This is a genomic window from Streptomyces sp. NPDC059866, assembly GCF_042731325.1.
GTDB classification, from domain to species: domain Bacteria; phylum Actinomycetota; class Actinomycetes; order Streptomycetales; family Streptomycetaceae; genus Streptomyces; species Streptomyces flavusporus.
On record NZ_JBHWJT010000003.1, the window covers coordinates 235,148 to 253,748 of the forward strand.

13 protein-coding genes are annotated in these 18,601 nt (G+C 71.5%); 5 read left to right on the forward strand and 8 right to left on the reverse strand.

The window, feature by feature from the left end:
- Window positions 1-243: 243 nt before the first annotated feature.
- Window positions 244-2,220: a zinc ribbon domain-containing protein gene (locus ACFV7R_RS05470; RefSeq protein WP_385260176.1), complete on the reverse strand. Its 1,977-nt coding sequence runs from the start codon at window positions 2,218-2,220 to the stop codon at window positions 244-246.
- Between the two features lie 167 nt (window positions 2,221-2,387).
- Between ACFV7R_RS05470 and ACFV7R_RS05475 the strand changes: the two genes are divergently transcribed.
- A complete protein-coding gene (locus tag ACFV7R_RS05475) occupies window positions 2,388-3,512 on the forward strand; it encodes a lipid II:glycine glycyltransferase FemX (protein ID WP_385260178.1) in 1,125 nt (374 codons plus the stop codon).
- 69 nt (window positions 3,513-3,581) lie between these two features.
- On the opposite strand, the gene ACFV7R_RS05480 is transcribed toward ACFV7R_RS05475, so the two are convergent.
- The gene (locus tag ACFV7R_RS05480; protein ID WP_385260181.1) at window positions 3,582-3,950 is read right to left on the reverse strand and encodes a VOC family protein; all 369 of its coding nucleotides are present in this window, start codon (window positions 3,948-3,950) and stop codon (window positions 3,582-3,584) included.
- A gap of 89 nt (window positions 3,951-4,039) precedes the next feature.
- Between ACFV7R_RS05480 and ACFV7R_RS05485 the strand changes: the two genes are divergently transcribed.
- Window positions 4,040-5,428: a hypothetical protein gene (locus ACFV7R_RS05485; RefSeq protein WP_385260184.1), complete on the forward strand. Its 1,389-nt coding sequence runs from the start codon at window positions 4,040-4,042 to the stop codon at window positions 5,426-5,428.
- A 39-nt stretch (window positions 5,429-5,467) separates the two neighbouring features.
- On the opposite strand, the gene ACFV7R_RS05490 is transcribed toward ACFV7R_RS05485, so the two are convergent.
- From ACFV7R_RS05490 to ACFV7R_RS05505, 4 genes are all read right to left on the reverse strand, one after another.
- A complete protein-coding gene (locus ACFV7R_RS05490) occupies window positions 5,468-7,192 on the reverse strand; it encodes a DUF2264 domain-containing protein (RefSeq protein WP_385260186.1) in 1,725 nt (574 codons plus the stop codon).
- Between the two features lie 64 nt (window positions 7,193-7,256).
- Complete coding sequence (locus ACFV7R_RS05495; protein ID WP_385260189.1) at window positions 7,257-8,309, reverse strand: rhamnogalacturonan acetylesterase; 1,053 nt, start codon at window positions 8,307-8,309, stop codon at window positions 7,257-7,259.
- Window positions 8,310-8,471: 162 nt separating this feature from the next.
- On the reverse strand, window positions 8,472-9,884 hold the full coding sequence (locus tag ACFV7R_RS05500) for an RICIN domain-containing protein (protein ID WP_385260192.1): 1,413 nt from the start codon (window positions 9,882-9,884) through the stop codon (window positions 8,472-8,474).
- Window positions 9,881-10,975 carry a family 43 glycosylhydrolase gene (locus ACFV7R_RS05505; RefSeq protein WP_385260195.1) on the reverse strand — a complete coding sequence of 365 codons (1,095 nt, stop codon included), beginning with the start codon at window positions 10,973-10,975 and terminating at the stop codon, window positions 9,881-9,883. The genes ACFV7R_RS05500 and ACFV7R_RS05505 overlap by 4 nt, the downstream gene beginning before the upstream one ends.
- A gap of 181 nt (window positions 10,976-11,156) precedes the next feature.
- On the opposite strand from ACFV7R_RS05505, the gene ACFV7R_RS05510 reads away from it, so the two are divergent.
- The 3 genes from ACFV7R_RS05510 to ACFV7R_RS05520 all read left to right on the forward strand — a co-directional run bounded on the left by ACFV7R_RS05510 (window position 11,157) and on the right by ACFV7R_RS05520 (window position 15,557).
- Window positions 11,157-13,256, forward strand: coding sequence for an autotransporter (locus ACFV7R_RS05510; RefSeq protein ID WP_385260197.1), 2,100 nt, complete (start codon window positions 11,157-11,159; stop codon window positions 13,254-13,256).
- Window positions 13,257-13,412: 156 nt separating this feature from the next.
- Entirely contained in the window at window positions 13,413-14,336 is a 924-nt protein-coding gene (gene mmuM / locus ACFV7R_RS05515) for a homocysteine S-methyltransferase (protein WP_385260200.1), read from the forward strand.
- A gap of 168 nt (window positions 14,337-14,504) precedes the next feature.
- Window positions 14,505-15,557, forward strand: coding sequence for a LacI family DNA-binding transcriptional regulator (locus ACFV7R_RS05520; protein WP_385260203.1), 1,053 nt, complete (start codon window positions 14,505-14,507; stop codon window positions 15,555-15,557).
- 29 nt (window positions 15,558-15,586) lie between these two features.
- On the opposite strand, the gene ACFV7R_RS05525 is transcribed toward ACFV7R_RS05520, so the two are convergent.
- Entirely contained in the window at window positions 15,587-17,227 is a 1,641-nt protein-coding gene (locus ACFV7R_RS05525) for a carboxylesterase/lipase family protein (protein WP_385260205.1), read from the reverse strand.
- A gap of 92 nt (window positions 17,228-17,319) precedes the next feature.
- Window positions 17,320-18,576 (reverse strand): alginate lyase family protein, encoded by a 1,257-nt coding sequence (locus tag ACFV7R_RS05530; RefSeq protein ID WP_385260208.1) that lies wholly within the window; start codon window positions 18,574-18,576, stop codon window positions 17,320-17,322.
- Window positions 18,577-18,601 lie beyond the last annotated feature (25 nt).

An 18,601-nucleotide genomic window follows, 5' to 3' on the forward strand; every position in this document is an offset into this window, starting at 1 on the left:
TCCGTCAGCCATCGTTCACCTGTACTGCCGGTCCGGTACACCGAGCCCGACTGGGATGCGGAGAGCGGGCGGGGCATCTTCCTGATCGCGTCTGTGGTGGACGTGGGGGGGCGTCACGCCCAGGAACGGCGGCAAGCAGGTGTGGGCGCAGTTCACTGCCGTGAACTTTTGACCCATCCGGTGATCCCGGACTTGGGGTGGCCGCCCCGAACAGGAGCACCCGACCATGAACAGCGTCTCTGATCAGCTAAGCGATCCCATGCAAGACATAGCGTCTGGTATGGGTTGTGCCCACCTGGGTGGGGTGGCATGGGCGTGCAGGTGGAATCCTGCGCCCAGTGCCGCTCCTCGTGGCCGGTGTCGGCCGGTGGGGGGTGTGCTGATCGTCGTCACGCCCTGGTGCCGGTGGGCTGCGCGGGGCAGCCGACCTGGGCCCGTGTGAGCGTGTCCCTCCGGACGCTTGCCCGCCGGCCCCGAGGGGCCGGTGGGGGAGGGTGCCCGGCGTCGCCTGGGCGCGGGGCGTGTGGTGCGGCGCCGGGTGGGGCCGTTCTTGGACCGGTCCTTCCGGCTGGTCTTCGTGGCCGGGGTGACCACGGCTTGAGTTTCGAGCTTGTCCACCACCGAGCGGATCATCATGATGCCGGTGGCGCGGTCGGTGACGGTCTTGGTCTGGTGGGCCAGACCGCGGGCGGCGATGCGCTGCCAGGCTCCGGCGTCGCGGTCGCCCTGCCAGCCGCACTCCGGGTTCGGGCAGATGGCCCATTTCCAGCCGGGCGCGATGGGCCGGTCGGGGGCCTTGCGGTGGCGCAGCGGGACCAGACAGCGGGGGCAGCGCCGGGAGGTGTCGCGGGCCGGAACGGTGACGACGGCGATACCGGCCTCGGCGGCCAGGTGCCGTATCCGGTTCACGATCTGCCCGCGGACTTGCTGGGACAGGCGAGTGTTGAGGGTGTGGCCCATGCCGCGGGCCTCCATGGAGCGGAGGTCTTCGATGTAGATCACGCTCGCGCAGGCGGTGAGGGCCTGGTCGACCGTCCAGCGGGCGGCAGCCCATGCCAGGGCGTCGTTGAGGTGGGAGCGGCGGTCGCAGACGTGCCGGAGCTCTTCGGCGAGCAGCTGCTGTCTGCCCGTCAGCGGATGCGTGTCGTCTCCGGCGATGAGGCGTTCGTAGTGGCCGGTCTTGGCGTGCAGGTGCTCACTCTCGCGGCGCAGCCGGTGCTGTCGGGCCAGCACTCCGGCGGCGCGGAACATACCCCCGGCCCCGACAGCGGTGATCTTCCCGTCGTCGTGCAGGCGGACGGCGCCCGCGCTGAGCAGGGTGTTCAGCCCCCAGTCCACGCCCAGTGCGATCGTGTGCCCACTGCGCCGGGCCTTCGGCACGGCGTGCGTGTAGGCCAGATCGGCCCGCACCCCGCGTTGGCGGACCTGCAGGGTGGGCAGGTGCAGCACCGCGCCGGGCGGGATGGTCGGCGGCAGCGCGATGGGGCACGCCACCCACGCCCAGTCCCGGTAGGAGCGCGGGTCGGGGCACGTCGGGAGCTGCAGCCGCAGCAGCGCCCGGCCCGGATCGTCACCACGGATGATCGACGCCTGCTGCCCGTCGCAGGCCGACAGCAGCAGCATCCGCGCCGTGCGGGGTGCGGCCTCCAGCTCGAACACGTCGGCAGGCAACCGCCCGTGCTTCTTGGCGAAGGCGGCGATCTGCCGGGTACGGGACCTGATCACGCTGGAGGGCAGATCCCGGCCGTCGGGCACGGCCTCACGGACGGCATCCCACTCGTCCGGGGTACGCCTGCCCGCCTCGGCGGGCCAGGTCTCGATGACTCCGGCGGTCAGGTCCGCCCGCCACTTCGCCGACCGCAGCGTGCGCCCGGCCTGCTCCTGGGCCATCCGCACGATCCGGTCATTGACGCGCGCGCCCTCGGCCGGGGCGACGGTCCAGCCCAGACGCCGCAGCGCCATCCACGCGTTCGACGGCAGCCCGCGGCCTGCGCCGTCCACGCCCGAGGCCAGCAGGTCCACATCGGCGGCGTTCCAGTGCACGCCCAGCAGATCGGCAGCCATGCCGGACACCAGATCAGCCGCCCAGCCCACCCGCTGGGCCAGCACTGCGGCCGACAGCACCTCACCCGTCTGCTCCACCACGCCCGCCCGCAGCAGACCACGGACACCGGCGGTACGGGCCGTCTCGCCCTCGCCCAACGGCAGCCTCCGGCTCACCGGTACCCCTCCCCTCCGCCCGTGGTGCTGTCATCCGATCAACGACACTCCCGCGAAAAGGTCACTCATTCGATCTGCGCACTTACATACGACGCCGACACCGGTACCGGACACACGACATGACGCTGGCGGGGACGACACATCACTACGGATCCCAAAGGAAACACGTGAGCCTGTACGTGCGGGAGATACCGCGCCGGGAACATCTGGCCCACCTACGGCTGTATCCCGACGCGAGCCATCTCCAGATCCCCGAGTGGGGCGATGTGAAGCCCGACTGGCTGCCGGAGAGCGTCGGCTGGTTCGAGGACGGGGAGATGATCGCGACGGCGCTGGTCCTGTACCGGCCGCTGCCCGGGACGCGGCGCTTCCTCGCGTACCTTCCCGACGGACCCGCGATCGACTGGCGGACCCCTCGTCTGGAGCGGTGGCTGGACCCGCTCGTCGCCCACCTGAAGCGGATCGGGGCGTTCTCGGTGCGGATCGGGCCGCCCCTGGTCGTACGTCACTGGGACGCGGCCACCGTGGCGGCCGGCATCGCCGACCCCGACGTACGTCATCTGCACGATCTGCCCGCGGCCGGCATCGACGGATACGCGTTCGACGTCGCGGAGCGGCTGCAACGGCTCGGCTGGCGGCGGTGCGAGGAGGACGACGGGAGCGGGTTCGGCCTCGGCCAGCCGCGCTACGGCTGCGAGATCCCGTTGGCGGGGCGCTCGGTGGACGACCTTCGCGGCGCCCTCGCACCGCATTGGGAACAGTCCTTGCGCACGGCCGAGACGGCAGGCGTCCGTGTGTCGTGGGGCTCGGCCTCCGACCTGCCCGAGTTCCACCGCCTGTACACTGCGACCGCCGCCCACGACGGCTTCAAGGCCCGCCCGTTGGACTACTTCCTGCGCATGTGGAAGGCCCTGAACGCCGAGGACGACAACCGGCTCAGCCTCTACCTCGCCCGGTACGACGGGGAGGTGCTCTCCGCGGCCCTCATGATCAACGTCGGCTCCCGAGTCTGGCACTCGTACGCCGCATCCGGCCGCCGAGGACGCCAACTGCGGCCCAGCAGCGCATTGTTGTGGCGCATGCTGTGTGACGCACAGGCGGCGGGCGCCGAGACGTACGACCTGCGCGCCATCACCCCCGCTCTCACCGAGGACCGCCTGCTCGGCCGGCTCCGCTTCAAGACGGGGACGGGCGGCCGGGCCGTGGAGTACCTCGGGGAGTGGGAACTACCGGTGGGCAGCCAGGGCAAAGTGCTGCAGCGGGCGTTGGGGGTCTACCTCGGGCGCAGGTGACACCTGCCGCAGCGGTCGTCGTCGACGCCGATCCGTTCGCGTCTGCGCGGACGGCAGGGCCTGTCCGGTTCAGTCGCCGCGTTCCGCCGCGCTGCGCTCCACGCAGAACTCGTTGCCCTCCGGGTCGGCGAGGACGGCCCAGCCCGTGCCGTCGGGGTTGCGGCGGTCGTCGAGGAGCGTGGCGCCGAGGGCGAGGATGCGGTCGACCTCCTTGTCGCGGGTGCGGTCCTGCGGCTGGAGGTCGAGGTGCACGCGGTTCTTGACGGTCTTGGTCTCCGGCACCGTGATGAAGAGGAGGCCCGCACCCTCGATCAGCACCTCTGCGTCGCCGGGCTTGTTGCCCTCGTGCACGGGGAGGTCCAGGACCTGCGACCAGAAAGAGGCGAGTTCATAGGCGTGGGTGCAGTCGATCGTGGTGTGGCGGATTCTGGAAGTCATGCGGGGATTCTTGGGCACGCCGATGATCCGGGCAACGCAAGAGCAGGCAATGGCGGCAACCTTCCCTCCTCCGGCGGCGACAGGAAGGCATGACTTCAGCAAGACCCACCACACGTCACCGCCGTATCCGGGGTGCCCGCAAGCCCCTGATCGGCGGTCTCGCCGCCACCGCCGCCCTGGTCGGGGCGTGGTACGCGGCAGCCGGGGCGGCGACGACCACCGCCGACGGTCTCGCCGTGACCAGCACCGCCGTGAGCCTGCCGGCCAAGTTCCCTTACCTGTCAGCGGGTTACAACAACACCCGCGAGTGGACCCGAACGGCGACCGCAGTGGCCCCCAACGGCACCCTGCGCGTGGCCTGGCCCGCCTCGGACGGCATCCATGTCACCCCGCTCACCTCCGCCGGGAAGCGCTCGGGCGCGGACACGGTCGTCAAGGGCGCCAAGGAGGTCGGCGGGCTGGTCGCGCACAACGACGGCTTCGCGCTGCTCACCCGGGTCTCCGACAGCAACAAGTGGAAGGAGACGGCGGCCGCGATCGTCCGCTACACGGGCGGGAAGAAGACCTGGACCACCAAGCTCACCGGCACCTCCACCAACGACACGGCCCCGCTGCTCGACGGTCAGCTCAGCTGGAACGGCAAGAAGTACGGCGCGTACTTCGTCGTGCACGGCGCCGGAGGCTTCGCCGACGGACACTACGGCGACAAGTTGACCTACGTCAGCGCCAAGGGCGCGAAGCTCAGCGGCGGTTGGAGCTGGGGGTGCAGTCACAACGAGGGCATCGCACTGCACGCCGAGGCCTCCGGCGCGTTCACCTCCCTCTGTTTCGACGACTGGCGCTCGGGTCTGTTCGTGTCGACGGGGATCGGCGCGCCCGACACCGCGCCGGTCGTGCAGCGCGAGCAGTGCTGGGCGGGCTACTGCGGCGGGACGTTCGCCGGCCGTACCGGCGATCTCGTCAAGTCCTCCACCGGCCGCTACGCGACCGCCTTCGCCTCCCGCGGCGCCGCGTCCGCCAAGAAGAACCCGGACGACGCGAGCGGTCGCGGCTGGACGGTCAAGCCGCGGACGAGCACCCACCAGGTGGCCGTCGCCTTCCTGAAGAACCGCAACTCCGGCCCCGGCAAGGCGATGTACCTGACCAGCGCGAAGGGCACCGAACACGTCAACGTGCGCATCGCCCCCTACGGCAAGGACCGTCTCCTGTTGTCCTGGGAGTCCCTGAAGAACGCCAAGTGCTCAAGCGGCACCTGCACCGGCACCTTCACGGGCACGCACCTCAGGACCATCGACTGGAACGGAAAGTTCCAGAGCGCGGACAAGGTGGTGAACACGCGGATCACGGGCGACATCGCGGTCCAGAAGGACGGGACACTGACATGGGCGTACGCCCCGGTCACACCGTCGTACACGACCGCGCTCACCGGCGCGTCCCCGACCTCGACGAAGCTGAGGATCGCCCGACTCACTCCGTGAGGGCCCGTCTGCCGGTGGAGCCGGCGAACGCCTCGGCGATCACGCTGTTCCGGTCCCCGGCCCCGGGACCACTTCCACCCCGGAGCCGTCCAGCCGAACCCGCACCTCGGATTCGCCGCTCCACCGCACCCTCAGCTCCCCCGCCGCCGTCCTGTGCACCGTCACCGTCTCCTCCAGCGGCACGGGATCCGGTTCGCCGGTGAGCCGTGCCAGGGCGACGAAGAGAGTGCCGCCGTCGTCGTCACCGGTGACGCCCGTGAGGGAGCCGGTCAGCCCCAGAACAGGCAGCAGTTCGGCGCGCACACCGTCCCCCGTCGCCCACCCGGTGACCCGCACCGTCGTGCCGGGACCGGCGCCCGTCACCAGATGCGCCCGCACTTCGGCGGCCCCGTGCGCGAGCACCACGCTGGTCACCCGTACCCCGTCCCCGACTGTGTGCCGGGACGCCGCCCAGCCCTCCCCGACCCCCAACGGCACGATGTCCGTCCGGCTCGGATCGTCGCCGACGATCACGCTGTTGTCGTACGACCCCTCGTACGACGCCGAGGGCTCCGTCACCGTCGAGTACGCGAGCCGCGTGTAGTACGGGTCGTAGCGGACGTCCTCGCTGCCGTGGTTGTGGAGGCGGACGACGCCGTCCGAACGTGTGGACTGGAGCAGCCAGTTGGGGGCGGCGATCGGGGTGACCGCGTCCGCGCGCTCCGCCGGGGCCGGTTTCTCGGTCGCCGTCCACGCCTCGTGGTCGGGCGGGAGCAGCAGGCCGAGGAAGCCCTTGCCGGCCCAGTACGGGGACGCGGGGCCCGAATAGCCTTGCAGTACGGCGGAGTCGGGGCCGTGCCAGCCCAGGGTCAGCAGGCCCCGTCCGTCCACCGCGCCCCGCTCCAGGAAGTACCGCAGCGCCCCGGACGCCAGCCTCCGTGTCTCCCCCGGTGCCAGCGGGGTGTGGCCCGTCAGCGGGCCCAGCCACAGCGGGGCCGTGGTCGCGAAGCGGTACGTCAGAGAACGGCCCTGGTGCATCGGGGCGCCGTCCGCGCCGAACAGGCGGGCGTAGTCGTCGAGGTGGCGGGAGAGCCGGCCGCCGTACAGGTCCAGCAGCCGGGTGTCATCCGCCAGCCATGCGTGCAGCACCGGATACAGGTGCATCGCCCAGCCGTTGTAGTAGTCGAACTTGCGGCCGTCGCCGTCGGTGTACCAGCCGTCCTGGACGTACCACTGCTCGATCCGCTCCAGCCCTCGCTCGATCGCCTTCCCGGACGCCTCCGGCTCGTGGCCGATCTCCTGGAGGAAACCGGCGACCGTGACCGGGAACAGCTCCCAGTTGCAGGGCCAGGCCTCGGCGGTCAGCGCGTCGCCGAGCCAGGCCGCCGCCCGCTGTCGTACGCCGTCGTCCAGGCGGTCCCACAGCAGTGGCCTGGTCAGCCGCAGCGCGAGGGCGATGGAGGCCGCCTCGACGAGCGGCTGGCTGCGGTCCTCGATGCGGGGCCAGACGCCGCGGACTCCGGCGGCGAGTCCGTCGGCGTACCGCTCGAGCGCGGCCTCGTCCCTGCGGAAGGCTGCGAGGAGCAGCGTACGGGCGTACCCCTCCAGGCCGTCGGAGAGGCGGCCCGACCAGCTCTGACGGTCACCGGGGAAGTGGTAGAGGGCGTGGTCCTCGGTGGCGTACGGCGCCACGGCGGCGAGCAGGGCGTCGGCCGCCGCCTCCCAGTGGCGGCGGGTGTACCCCGTGTGCGGGCTGAGGACGCGGTCGTCCCGGGGCAGATCCATCGGAAACGGTTTCCTTCCAGCTGGGCCTGGGCCGCCCCGGTTCCGGTCGGGGCGGCCCAGGGGCTCATCCCACCCTTACCTTGCCCTCGGGCACCAGATGCTGGGCGACGAGTTCATCACGGACCAGCTCGGCGTAGGCGGTGGCGCCGCGCACGGAGGTGTGGGTGTTGTCCCGTTTCTCGTTGTAGAGGTACAGCGCCTTGGAGGCCTCGACGCCCAGGGATTCCACCAGCGTCTTGGTCTTCGTCGTGAGGTCGATCAGTGGGACGTCGCGGTCGGCGGCGACCGAGCGGATGACGGCCGGGTGGTCGACGCCGAGGCCGTTGACGAGGAGGGCGGTGCCGTTGTTCAGGGTGCCGTCGGCGTTGAACCAGCGTCGCACGATGGGGGTGACGAGGACCGGGCGGCCGCCCTGCGCGCGGACGCCGTCCACGAGGGCCTCGAGGTTGGCCCGGTAGGTCGCCTCGTCGGTCGTCTTGTCGTTGTGGGCGAGCTGGACGAGCACGAGGTCGCCGCGGCGGATCTGCGGCTGGACGGTGGCCCAGAGCCGGGTGTCGGAGAGGTACGTCACCGTACTCTCGCCGGAATCCGCGTAGTTGGCGACCGACAGGCCCTTGCGGAGGTACTGCGGCAGCTGCTGGCCCCAGCCGTAGTAGGGGTCGCCGGGCTGGTCGCAGACTGTGGAGTCGCCGACGAGGAAGATCTGCCGGGCGTGCCGGGCGGGGGTGACGCGGATGTCGGCGAGGGCGGGGGCCGTGCCACCGAGCACCAGGTCGAGGCCGGGGGTGCCGTCGGGGCCGGTGGGCTCGCCCTCGGGTGTGCGGACGTTCACCGTGAAGCTGCGGGCGGCACGCTCACCGGCCGCGACGGCGGTCTCGGGGAGCAGGGCGCGCCGGGTCTCGCCGCCGATGCTCGTGCTGGACGCCGTCTCGCCGCCGAGGAGCACCTGGACGTCGTACGTGCCGGGCGGGACGTCGAAGTGGCAGGCGGTGGCGGTGCAGTTCACCGGTGACGAGACCGGTCCCGAGGGCGACTCGGGGGCGGCGTGGGCCGGTACGGCCGTCAGGCCGGCGCTCAGGGTGACCGCCGCCAGGACGGCGAGGTGGAAACGTCTCATGCGCGACTCCTCCGACAGGTCGACAAGGCCTGGCTGCTGGACGGTACCGCTCACAGCAAGCGCTTTCCAGCCCTTGCGGTGAGCGGCTCGTGGGCGACCGGCTGCCTCAGCGCGGGCACGTCGATCGACGCGATCGATCTGCCGGCCTGATCCCGAGGCGGATCATGTCCCGCGCGTCCACTGCTGGTTGGTTCCTCCGTTGCAGGTGTACGTGATGAGCGCGGCGGAGTTGGCGGTGGACGCTCCGGACACGTCCAGGCACTCGCCGGTCGCGCGGGATCTGACGTTCACGTAGCTGCCCGTGGTGGTGAGCGACCACTGCTGGCCGGCGGCCGACGCGTTGCAGTTCTCCTGGGTGACCGTGCTCGCGTTCTCCTGCACGCACAGGGAGCTGTTGCGCACCATCAGCTGGTAGTAACCGCTTCCGACGGGCTTGAACCAGTACTTCTGGTTGTTGCCGCCGTTGCAGTCGTACTGCTTGATCTGGGCGCCCTGCCACAGCGACTGGCCGGTGACGTCGGCGCACCTGGAGCTGTGCCGGGCGATCAGCGTGTGGTACGTGGCACTCGTCCCGCTGATCGTCCCGGCCGCCGCGTCGACGGTGACCTCCGGGGACCAGGACATCGACATCGAGGTCGAGGTGGGGAAGGTCAGCGGCAGCCAGACGTAGCGGGAGTCGTTGACGGTCCCGCCGAAGGAGTTGCCCCAGCGGTCGCCCAGGTACAGGTACGAGGTGCCCGAACTGCCCTGCACCGGAAGGACGTACGTGGTCTGGGAGCCGTACGCCGTCGAGTCGCCGACGTTCGTCATCGCCGACCAGGGGCCCGCGAGGTTGGTGGCCGTCGCGTACTGCTGCTGGTTGGGGCTCCAGCCGGTGGCGCCCGACGTCAGCATGAAGTACACCCCGTTGCGCTTGAACAGCGCCGGGGCCTCGCGGTGTCCGCCGTGCCAGGGGTCGGCGACCAGGGCGGCGATGCCGGTGTAGTCGCTGGTCAGGCGGTAGATGTGCAGGTCGTAGTTCTCGCGGGCGGCGGAGACCATGTAACCGGTTCCGTCGGTGTCGACGAAGACCGTGATGTCCCGGGACATGTGCTGGCCGAGCGGGCGGAAGCTGCCCTGCCAGGTGTAGTTGCCGTCGACGGTGTCCGAGACGGCGACGGCCGCGCGGGCCTCGCTGTAGTCGGAACCGTTTTCCTTGTGCATCCACATCACGAACTTGCCGGTGGACGCGTTGTACATGACCTTCGGCCGCTCGATGTTGGCGACGGCCAGCTCCGGGTGGGTGGACTGGGTCAGGACGTGGTTCCTGAACTCCCAGTTCTTCAGGTCGGTGGAGCGGTAGGCGTCCACGTACCGGAAGGTGTTGTCGGCGTTGCGGTGCTCGCCGAACCAGTAGTAGTACGAGCCGACCTTGATGACGCCGCCGCCGTGGGCGTGCACGGGGTTGCCGGAGGTGTCCGTGAACCGGGTGCCGTTGGTGAGGGTCTGGGGTGCGGCGCTCGCCGGGGCGGAGGTGACCAGGGCACCGGCGAGCGCACAGCACAGCGCCAGGAGGATCGCGTACGCGCGTCTCATCTCACGCCCCCTGCCGCAGCGGTGTCGGCGACGGGAACGCCGAAGTCGGGCGTGCCGTCCGGCTTCCAGCCGAGGGTCTGGACGCGGGTGTGGCGGTTGGGGTCGTTGAGCGGGTCGCCGTTGATCTCCTTGTACTGGCGGGCGTGGTACACGAGGACGTCGGTGCGGCCGTCCTCGGCGACCGTGAAGCAGTTGTGGCCCGGGCCGTACTGCTTGGTGGTGTCGTTGCTGGTGAAGACCGGGGTCGGGGACTTCGACCAGTTGGCCGGGTTCATGAGGTCGCTGTCGGCGGGGGCGGTGAGCAGGCCCATGCAGTAGTTGTGGTCGGTGGCGCTCGCCGAGTACGTCATGAAGACTCGGCCGTTGCGCTGGAGGACGTACGCGCCCTCGTTGACCTTGTATCCGATGCACTCCCAGTCGTACTGGGGGGTCGAGAGCCGGACCTGGGGGCCCGTCAGGGTCCAGGGGTTCGCCATCCTGCTCAGCCACAGGGCGGTGTTGTTGTCCATGCCGGGCTCGTGCTGGGCCCAGGCGAGGTAGCGGGTGCCGCGGTGGGTGAAGGCGGTCGCGTCCAGGGAGAAGGTCTCCCACGCCGTCTTGATCTGCCCCTTCTCGACCCAGGTGCCGCGGAAGGGGTTGGGGTGGGAGTTCTCCAGCACCCAGATGCGGATGCGCCACACGTCCTCGGCGGGCGCGGCGGCGAAGTAGATGTACCACTTGCCGCCGATCCGGTGCATCTCCGGCGCCCAGATGTGGGCGCCCATGTCGCCGGTCGGGTGCGCCCGCCAGATGACGGACTCGGCGGCGGTCGTGAGGCCGTTCAGGGTGCGGGAGCGGCGCAGGATGATGCGGTCGTACTCGGGGGCGGTGGCGGTGAAGTAGTAGAAGCCGTCGGTGTGACGGGTGATGTGCGGGTCGGCGCGGTGGGGGACGAGGGGGTTCACGTAGGGGCCTGCTGCCTTCGGCTTCGCGGTGGGGGTGGCTGCCAGGGCCGTTGCGGGTGCGGCGGCCAGGGCGCCCGCGGCGAGGGCGGCGCCCTTCAGCACCAGTCGGCGGTCGGGGGTGGGGGGCAGGTCGTCGGCGCGGCTCATGCGGACTGCCTCTCGGTCTCGGTGGCCTGTCGACTCTCTAGTTCGAGATTTCGTACGACATCTGTTATTCCGAACGCCGAAAAGGTAAGGGTGTGTTACGAGGAGGTCAACGGGTCCGGCGAGACAAAGAGGAACGCGAATTTTCTGTTATCGGCGGCAGCCTCCGCCCGTCTCCGATCACGTGCGCAGCCTTACTCACACGACAGCAGCGGCCGCCGGCGCCCTCGCCGCGGTCGCCGCCCTCACTGTCACCGCTCCCCCCGCGGTGGCCGCCGGCCCCCGGGACGTCACCGCCGACGTCCTCGGGGGCCGGGACGTCACGCTCACCGGCGACACGGTCGTCACCGTCCCGTCCGGGACGACGACGTACGACGGCGTCTTCCGCGGCGAGGGCACGCTCACCGTGCGCGGCAGCGGAACGCTCATCCTCACCAAGGACAGTGACTTCACACTGCCCGAGTCCCGGCAGCGGCAGAAGGTGACCACGCAGGGCGGCAACCACCCGTACGTCACCACGACCAGCCCCGACCCGCCCGCGGTCACCGTCGAGCGCGGCACCACGCTCCAGTACGGCAACGGCGGGACGACCGGCCTGATCGGCCACTTCCCGTACAACACGCCCGCGTTCCGGCTCAACCAGGACAACATCCGGGTCGACGGCACCCTGCGCCTGTCCCTGAAGAGCGCCTACAACCTGGGCACCATCAGCGGCACCGGGCTGATCACCCAGCCGAGGTTCCTCTGGGGCACCTGGGACCTGTCGGGCACGCACTCCTTCTCCGGGGTGATCGACAACGGTACGCAGGTCAACGCCGGACGGCCGGAGTTCGCGACGTCGCTGCCGAACGTACGCAAGGTCCTCAACCAGGGCACGTACACCGTGGACACCCCACTCGGCCGGACCGTCACCATGGGGATGGACTTCTACCAGCGCGAGTACGGCAGCGACATCAACGTCCAGTCGCGGCCCGGCAGCAAGGTCGTCCTCACCGGCCAGTACAGCTGGTCCGACCAGGGCGGCGACACGAACCCCTCGCTCAGCGACCCCGCGCTGAACTGGACGCCCGCGCGCAAGAACGTCAACAAGCGCGGCACCAACATCAAGGGCGCGAACGTCCAGTGGGGCGACGGCACGACGAACAAGATCTTCATGCCGGGGACCGCCGAGACGGTCTACATCAACCTGCTGGCCGCTCGGTCGCGTTCCCTGCTCACCTTCGACTACAACGGGCCGGTGACGCTGGGCGCCCCCATCGGCGGCGGCCGGTTCCACGACACCCTGGCCGCGCCCGGCGCCGGGGACGTCGTCATCGCGGGGACACGCGGGAACGACGTGACCTTCGCGGCGAAGCAGTACTACGACGGCTCGACCACCGTCGAGAAGGGCGCGGTGCTGCGGCTGGGGTCGGCGCAGGGTGACGGCTCGCTGTGGATGGACGGCGGCCTGTGCCGGGTGGTGAACGACGGCACGCTCGTGGTGCGGAACGCCTCGACGCCGGTCTCGCTGTCCCGGGTCAGCGGCTCCGGGGCGTTCGTGCAGTCGGGCGCGGCGACCACGACGCTGGCCGGGAAGGGGGTGACGTACACCGGCACGACGACGGTCAGGAAGGGCACGCTGGCGCTGCGCTCGGGGGCCACGCTCACCCGCAGCAGGGCGATCCGGCTGACGTCGGCGGGCGCGCGGCTGGACGTCGGTGCGTCGGGGCTGCGGGTGACGACCACACTCACCGGCAAGGGCACCGTGAAGGGGGCGGTGACCAACGAGGGCGTGGTCGCGGGCGGGCTCGCGGTGACCGGGGGCTTCACGCAGCGTGCGGACGGTCGACTGGTCCTCGGGGACGTGCCGTTGAAGGTGAGCGGGGGTGCGGTGCGACTGGCCGGTGACCTCGACCTGTCCGCCGCCGGGAGGGACCCGGACCGCGAGATCACCGTCCTCGACAACACGGGCCGGGGGGCGACGAAGGGCGCCTTCAAGGGCCTGCGCGAGGGCGCCGAGGTGAAGCTCGCCGGCACCGTCCACCGCATCACCTACCGGGGCGGCGACGGCAACGACGTCGTCCTCACCGCCGCCGCCGAGAGCCCGTCGGCGTCCCCGGCCCACGCACCGGCATCCGGCGCGCCGACACCGGGCACGCGCAGCGCGAGCACCGCCGACGACTCAGGGCTGGGCTGGTGGCCGTACGTCCTTGCCGCCGGGCTGCTGGGCGGGCTCCTGATCCCGGCGAGGCGGCGCACCCGCCGCGGGCGACGGCGTGGCGGACGGCACGCCGCCCACGGGTGACTCCTGGTCCGCGTCGACCGGTCGGTGGTGTGCAGGGGGCATCACCGGCCGGCCGACGCCTGGGATGTCCCCAAGGGAGGCGGGAACTGCGTGACCAGCCACGACGCACCCGCAGGTGATGTACCGCATTCCCAGCGGAGCGCTTAGCGTCGTGACATGACCAGCAACACCCCCGAAACCCCGCTCGGCCTCGCAGACGCCCTCGCCACCGGCACGGTCGTCCTCGACGGCGGCATGTCCAACCAGCTCGAGTCGGCCGGGCACGACCTGAGCGACGAGCTGTGGTCGGCGCGGCTGCTCGCCGAGCGGCCCGAGGCGATCACCGAGGCGCACCTCGCCTACTTCGAGGCGGGCGCGGACGTGGCGATCACCGCCAGCTACCAGGCCACCTTCGAGGGCTTCGGCAAGCGCGGGATCGGCCGCGAGCGGGCGGCCGAACTCATCGGCCTGAGCGTGGAGTTGGCGCGCGAGGCGGCGCGCCGGGCACGCGCCGCGCGCCCGCTGTGGGTGGCGGCGTCCGTCGGCCCGTACGGGGCGATGCTCGCGGACGGCTCCGAGTACCGGGGCCGTTACGGGCTCACGGTCGACGAACTGGAGCGCTTCCACCGGTCCCGCATGGAGGTGCTGGCCGCCGCCGCGCCGGACGTCCTGGCGCTGGAGACGGTCCCCGACGCCGACGAGGCGACGGCGCTGCTGCGGGCGGTGCACGGACTCGGGGTGCCGGCCTGGCTGTCGTACACCGTGACCGGCGACCGCACCCGCGCCGGGCAGCCGCTGGAGGAGGCCTTCGCCCTGGCCGCCGACGTGGACGAGGTGATCGCGGTGGGCGTGAACTGCTGCGCCCCCGAGGACGTGGACGCCGCGGTGGAGACGGCGGCGCGGGTGACCGGCAAGCCGGTGGTCGTCTACCCCAACAGCGGCGAGACCTGGGACGCGGAGGCCCGCGCCTGGAGCGGCCGCTCCACCTTCACCCCGGAACAGGTCGAGGGCTGGCGCTCCGCCGGGGCCCGGCTGATCGGCGGGTGCTGCCGGGTGGGACCGGAGGCGATCATGTCCATCGCGCGCACGCTGACGGCCTGACCGACGGCTCGTCGGCCGTCGGCGGCCTGGCCCTTCCCCCCTCCCGCCGCTCACCTCGTCCTGCCCCCTCCGCGCTGCTAGCCTCACCGCACCGGGAACCGGTTTCCATCGTTGTTGCCGCAGTTCCCGGAGGGGGAGCAGGGATCGGGGCGAGGGGCGGGGTGGGGTATGACGCGCAAGAGTGGGAGCGCGAGCCGGAGCACGATCCGGGACGTGGCGTTGCGGGCGGGGGTGTCCGCGTCGACCGTGTCGCGCGTGCTCGGCGGGGCGTACCCGGTGAGTTCGGCGACCCGGACGCGTGTGATGCGGGCCGTGCGCGACCTGGACTACGTCGCCGACGCGCGAGCCAAGGCGGTCGCGGGCGTCGGAACGCCCACGCTGGCGTTCGTCCTGGAGGACATCACCGGTCCGTCGTTCGCGCACATGGCGCACGGCGTGGAGCGCGAGGCGACCCGGCTCGGTCATCTGTGCCTGGTGTGCAGCACGGAGGGCGACGTCCAGCACGAGCTGGACTTCGTGGAGATGATGCGCGCCCAGCGGGCCGCCGCGGTGATCCTGGTGGGCGGCGGCGCCGACACCCCGGAGTACCGCGAACGCACCCGCCGGATGGCCGACTCACTGGCCTCGGCGGGTTCCCGGCTCGTCCTGTGCGGCCGCCCGCCGCTGGGCCCGGGGGCGCCGGTCACGGTCATCGAGTACGACAACGAGGGCGGCGCCTACGCCCTGGTCGCGCACGTCCTGGCCCAGGGCCACCGGCGGATCCTCTTCCTCGGCGGCAAGCCCGACCACAGCACCGCGCTGGGCCGCGAACGCGGCTACCTCGCCGCCCACCGCGCCCGCGGCGTCGACCCCGATCCGGCCCTGCTCCTGCACGGCGACTTCACCCGCGACTCCGGACACCAGCTGATGCGCCGAGCCCTCGCGGAGGGGCTGGAGTTCACCGCGGTGGTCGCCGCCACCGACATGGTCGCGGCGGGCGCGCTCACCGCCCTGCACGAGGCGGGCCTCGACGTCCCCGGCGATGTTTCGCTGGCCGGTTACGACGACATTCCCTTCGCCCGCGACCTGCACCCCGCCCTGACGACGGTGCACGTCCCCTACCAGGAACTGGGCCGCCTGGCGGTCCGTACCGCCCTCGGCCACACCGCGGACGCCCCGGCCGAGCACCTGCTGCTGGGCACGCATGTCGTGGTGCGGGACTCGGTGCGTGCGGTGGGCTGAAGCCCCCCTCCCCCGTAGTCCGGCCTCGGTCACTGCCGACGGACGCCGCTCGAGCGACGGAGCAGACGGGCGACCGACCGCAGTTCCGCACGGCGCGCGGCCGCACCGTCGGCGGGGACGGCCGGGGGCGCGGATTCCCGAGCCGTGGCGTCGGCCGTCCACAGGGCCAGCTCGCGGTCGCGCGGGCCGTACACGGTGTACGGCTCTCTCAGCGCCCTCTGCTCGCCCGACGCCCCCCGATCACCGGCCTCTCCCGCCGGCCCGGCTTCGCCGAAGATCCGCACCGGACGGGTGGCGTCCCACGCCTCCCAGCCCGGGTCTCCGTCGGCCGCGAAGCGCACCCACGCCGTGTGCATCGCGTCGGCCAGCTCGGTCGGCGCACCCCACCCCGCCAGCTTGGCCGCCTCGGGCACCTCCCCGGTGTCGAAGACGAACCCGAGTTCCAGGGCGTGGCAGGCGCCGAGGCCGGGCAGCAGGGAGGGCCAGGCGAACTCGTAGACGTACGACGATCCGGGGCGGGCGTCGGCCAGGCGGTGCAGCGGAATGCGCAGCAGGTGGTCGGTGACCAGCTGGCCGACGGTCTCCGCGGTGCCGGCCTCGGGGTGCAGGGCACGGTAGCCGCGCGGGACCTCGTGGCCGCAGTGGCAGCGGGCCATGGCCCCGGCCAGGGCGACCGGGCCGAGCCGGTCGACGCGCTCCAGCAGCCCGCCGGGCACGAGCCACAGCCGGTACTCGTCGCGGGTCCAGCCCATGAGCAGGTCCACGCCCTCGGCGACCCGGCCCTCGACCAGGGCCTGAAGGGGATCGCGGGGGACGATGTCGTCGTCGACGACGATCCCGAAGGCCGGCCCGCCCAGCACGGGGCTGCTGAGCCGGCTCACCTCGGCCTGGGTGCGCAGCAGCAGGTCGCGGTCGACGGCGGCGAAGGCCTCGGCGGTCGCGGGCACCTTCAGCCGGGTCGCCATCCGGCGCACCATCCGCCGTACCTTGTCCCGCTCGGCCGCCTCGGGCGGCCCGCTCTGCAGGACCGCGCGCCGGAACAGGCCCTGGGCCTGCGGGGCGGCGATCAGGGCGCCGATGCTGATCGCGCCGGCCGACTGTCCGCAGAGGGTCACCCGGTCGGGGTCACCGCCGAAGGCCTCGATCGACTCGTGCACCCAGCGCAGGGCGGCGAGCTGGTCGCGCAGGCCGGGATTGGCGGGGGCGTCCGGGAACAGTCCGTAGCCCTCCACTCCGAGCCGGTAGTTGAGGGAGACGAAGACGATCCCGTCGCGGGCGAAGGTGCGTCCGTCGTACACGGGCACACACGACGAACCCCTGGTCAGGGCCCCGCCGTGCAGCCACACCAGGACCGGGAGCCGGGCGCCGGGGCCCGGCTCGGGGGTCCACACGTTCAGGTTGAGGCAGTCGTCGCCGGGCACGACCGGGTCCGAAAGATACTGGGCGAACGCCTCCGAGTACGGCGGTTTCGGCGGCGTCGGCCCGAAGGCGCCCGCGTCCCGCACACCGTCCCAGGGCTCGGGCGGCACCGGGGGCCGGAAGCGGCGCGGCCCGAAGGGGGGTGCGGCGTACGGGATGCCCCGGAACACCGCGATCGAATGCTCGTACCGGCCGCGTACCGCCCCGTACGGCGTGCTCACCACGGGGCCCGTCAGGTCTGCTGCGGTCATCCGCCCACCAGCCCTTCGCCGTGCTCGTGCACCGTTCACATCAGAGCATCACATCGCTCGGAGGTATTCCGGTGCACGAGCCGGTTCAGCGCCTATTTGGCGTACATCAGCGTGCCGAAGCCGAGCTGGTCGAAGCCGCCGCTGGTGGAACCGTAGTCACCTCCTCCGCCCTCGGGGGCGACCGAGAAGCACATCTGGGAGATGTACCTGTCGTCGAGGTACAGGCGCCGGTTGTAGTGGTAGTGGAGCATGGCCCACACCGGGCGGACCTGGCCGCGGGACCCGGAGCCGATGACCGTCTGTGACTGCTGGGCGCAGTTCTGGCCGCTGCCCCAGGTGTAGGTGGTGTAGGGCACGTTCATGCCCAGGTTGTACTTGGCGACGTACTGGGCGGCCTTCATGAAGCGGCGGCCGTCGTAGGAGTACAGGTCGTCGCCCTGGTTCCAGGCCATCTCGCACAGGGCGCCCATCTGGCCCATGCCCATGACGGTGTGGCCCTGGTCGCGGCCGGACTCCTGCCACTGGCCGAGGTCGTAGCCCTCGACGTTCGGGTACAGGAACGGCACCGCCCGCTGGATCTGGCCGTTGCCGCCGCCGCTCTTGAAGTAGTTGACGGCCTGGTCGTACTTGGCGCCGTCGTCGCAGAGAATCCCGATGGCCATGATCGAGGCCATGTTGCACAGGTCCCAGTTCGCCCAGTAGTTGGTGATGCAGGCGTCGTTGTGCTCGCGGAGGAACCGGTCGTTGAGCGGGTAGAAGACGTTGAGCATCATCGTCTTGAACCGGTTGAGGTCGAACCCGGCGTAGCCGCACATCAGTTCGGCGACGTTCGCGAACTGCCAGCCGTAGAGGCCGGCGGCCAGGTACCGGTCGGCGTTTCCGGTGATGGTGGTGAGCGTGGACGACCACGCGTTGAGGATGCGCACGGCGCAGTCACCGTTCGCGGCGGTGCCGCCCACGTGCCAGCGCAGCGCGTTCTGGTAGGCGGCGTGGATGTCGTTGTAGAGCTGGGGGTAGTTCTGGCCGTCGCCGCCGCGGATGATCGTGGCCGTGGGGCGGGGCGTCCAGGTGGACTGTGAGTGGGAGTTGGCGGTCAGCCGGTTCCAGCCGGACAGCCAGGGGTCGTTGCCCGCGGCCACCCTGACCTTGGCCCGGTTGATGTCGCCCCAGTTGTGCAGCATGCCGGGGTGGGTGAAGGTCGCGGGGGCCGCGTCGGCCGTGCTGCCCGCCAGCACGGCCGCGGACCCGCCGGCTGCGAGGGCGGCGGTGAGGCCGCCGGCGGTCTTCAGCAGACCGCGGCGGCTCAACTCTGGTGTGTGGAGGTGCCTGTGGGGGGAAGTGCGGCTCATTCGTGCATCTCCATTCCTTGGCGGA

Excerpts from the sequence above, each read along its gene's own strand:
- ACFV7R_RS05480 (WP_385260181.1), bottom strand. The coding sequence starts at position 3,950 with ATGACTTCCAGAATCCGCCACACCACGATCGACTGCACCCACGCCTAT.
- ACFV7R_RS05485 (WP_385260184.1), top strand. The coding sequence starts at position 4,040 with ATGACTTCAGCAAGACCCACCACACGTCACCGCCGTATCCGGGGTGCC.
- ACFV7R_RS05490 (WP_385260186.1), bottom strand. The coding sequence starts at position 7,192 with ATGGATCTGCCCCGGGACGACCGCGTCCTCAGCCCGCACACGGGGTAC.
- ACFV7R_RS05495 (WP_385260189.1), bottom strand. The coding sequence starts at position 8,309 with ATGAGACGTTTCCACCTCGCCGTCCTGGCGGCGGTCACCCTGAGCGCC.
- ACFV7R_RS05500 (WP_385260192.1), bottom strand. The coding sequence starts at position 9,884 with ATGAGACGCGCGTACGCGATCCTCCTGGCGCTGTGCTGTGCGCTCGCC.
- ACFV7R_RS05505 (WP_385260195.1), bottom strand. The coding sequence starts at position 10,975 with ATGAGCCGCGCCGACGACCTGCCCCCCACCCCCGACCGCCGACTGGTG.
- mmuM (WP_385260200.1), top strand. The coding sequence starts at position 13,413 with ATGACCAGCAACACCCCCGAAACCCCGCTCGGCCTCGCAGACGCCCTC.
- ACFV7R_RS05520 (WP_385260203.1), top strand. The coding sequence starts at position 14,505 with ATGACGCGCAAGAGTGGGAGCGCGAGCCGGAGCACGATCCGGGACGTG.
- ACFV7R_RS05525 (WP_385260205.1), bottom strand. The coding sequence starts at position 17,227 with ATGACCGCAGCAGACCTGACGGGCCCCGTGGTGAGCACGCCGTACGGG.
- ACFV7R_RS05530 (WP_385260208.1), bottom strand. The coding sequence starts at position 18,576 with ATGAGCCGCACTTCCCCCCACAGGCACCTCCACACACCAGAGTTGAGC.